Below are 1,645 nucleotides of genomic sequence, written 5' to 3'. Positions count from 1 at the left end.
TGTGATGTCTAGCGACTTTTTGGACACGGAGTCCAGGATGTTTTTGGACGGGATGTCTAGTGGCTTTTTGGACGTTTGCGGCGGTGGAATAGCCGGATGGCTATTCCATTGCATAAGCGTAGAAAGGTCGCAGATTTCGATCCCGTTCGTGACGGCAAGACGGTCACACAGTTTTGCAAAGAATTAGGAATCTCGCGGCAGACGTACCACAACATCAAACACCGGATAGAGCAGAAGGGCCGCGCAGGCATTGTGCCGGATTCGACTGCCCCGAAGAATCCGATTAAGAAGTTTGACGAGGCCGATAAAATCGCAGTCGTCCACGCCAGACAACAGTTAATGGAGCAAGGCTTGGATTATGGGCCTTGGTCGATCTACTACTTTTTGTTCGACACTGTAGGCGCAGATTACACCCCATCGCGTTCTACAATCGCCTCGTGGCTGCATGAACTGGGGTTTGTTGATGCCAATGCCCGCAAACGGCCACGCAGCTCCTATAAGCGCTTCGCCCGTGATCGCGTCGGTGAACTCTGGCAAATCGATGGACTGGTCTATCGCCTCTTTGACCATGCCCACACACATGTCACGATTTACCAGATTATCGATGATGCCAGCAGATTCGATGTCGGAACCACAGCGTTCGCCCTGCCAGAAAACGGTACTGACGCACGCGCCGTACTGGCCGCAGCGTTCGCTGCCTACGGCAAACCTCAAGAAATCCTTTCCGACAATGGCGATGCGTTCGCCACCTACCACCGTGGCTTTCTCTCTGCTACTGAAACCTGGCTCGCCAGCCAAGGTGTTCTTGCTATTGCTGGTTTCGCCCCGACAACCCAGGGAAAAGACGAGCGCTCTCACCGCACGTTGACCCAGTTCCTCGATGCACGCCACCCAGTCAGCCTTGCTGAGGTCAACACATATCTGGCTGAATACCGCCAGGTCTACAACGAACGACGACGGCACCAATCACTGCTTATCGGCAAAATGCACATCACCCCACGCCAAGCTTTCGATACCTTCCCCAAAGCACCATCACCTCAGCATCCACTCGATCCCGAGCAGGTCTGGGCCCGCATAGTCGCCTATAACCAAGCACACAACCCACAAGCAGTATCCGAAAAGCTCAACGGCCCCGCGGAAGCGGCAACTTCACACGAGGCCAACACCGATGACATGGCAGCTTTGCAAGGCATACCTCCCACCGATACCCCAACACTAACGGCGCTGACGACACAATCAACAAACCACTGGGGCATCCCAGACCAACTCTGCGTAAGCAAAGATGGCGTTGTACGCGTGTGCGGCTTCGGTCTCTACATCGGTCTGAGGTTTAAAAACCGCAGACTCTACTCCACAGTCACAGCCGATAACGTTGCGGAGTTCTACACGGCCCATGACGGTGAATTCCTCTTCAGCGTGCCACTGCCGATCACGTTGAGCCACAGGCCACCAGGTGGCCAGATCAACATCAACCTCGTTGAAGGAATGAAACACCGCCAACCACCACGGATGAACCCGAAACTATCCAAACCCCGGCCCAAACGCAGGCAACAACCATAAACCGCTAGAAGTGTCCAAGACCTCCATGGATTCCGTGTCCAAAAAGACACCGGACTCCATGTCCAAAAACCCTATGGACATAACA

1 protein-coding gene is annotated in these 1,645 nt (G+C 54.2%); it reads left to right on the top strand.

Features of this window, described 5'->3' with window-relative positions:
- Nucleotides 1–96 precede the first annotated feature (96 nt).
- Complete coding sequence (locus tag QP999_RS13320) at nucleotides 97–1,560, top strand: integrase core domain-containing protein (protein WP_284848465.1); 1,464 nt, start codon at nucleotides 97–99, stop codon at nucleotides 1,558–1,560.
- Nucleotides 1,561–1,645: the final 85 nt, after the last annotated feature.

The organism is Corynebacterium sp. MSK004, from assembly GCF_030232515.1.
In the GTDB taxonomy this organism is placed as follows: domain Bacteria; phylum Actinomycetota; class Actinomycetes; order Mycobacteriales; family Mycobacteriaceae; genus Corynebacterium; species Corynebacterium hesseae.
Note: the sequence above shows the minus strand (reverse complement) of the source record. Positions and strands in the feature narration are given on the sequence as shown.

Bases quoted from the DNA above. Each gene is read 5' to 3' on its own strand.
- QP999_RS13320 (WP_284848465.1), top strand. From the start codon at position 97: ATGGCTATTCCATTGCATAAGCGTAGAAAGGTCGCAGATTTCGATCCC.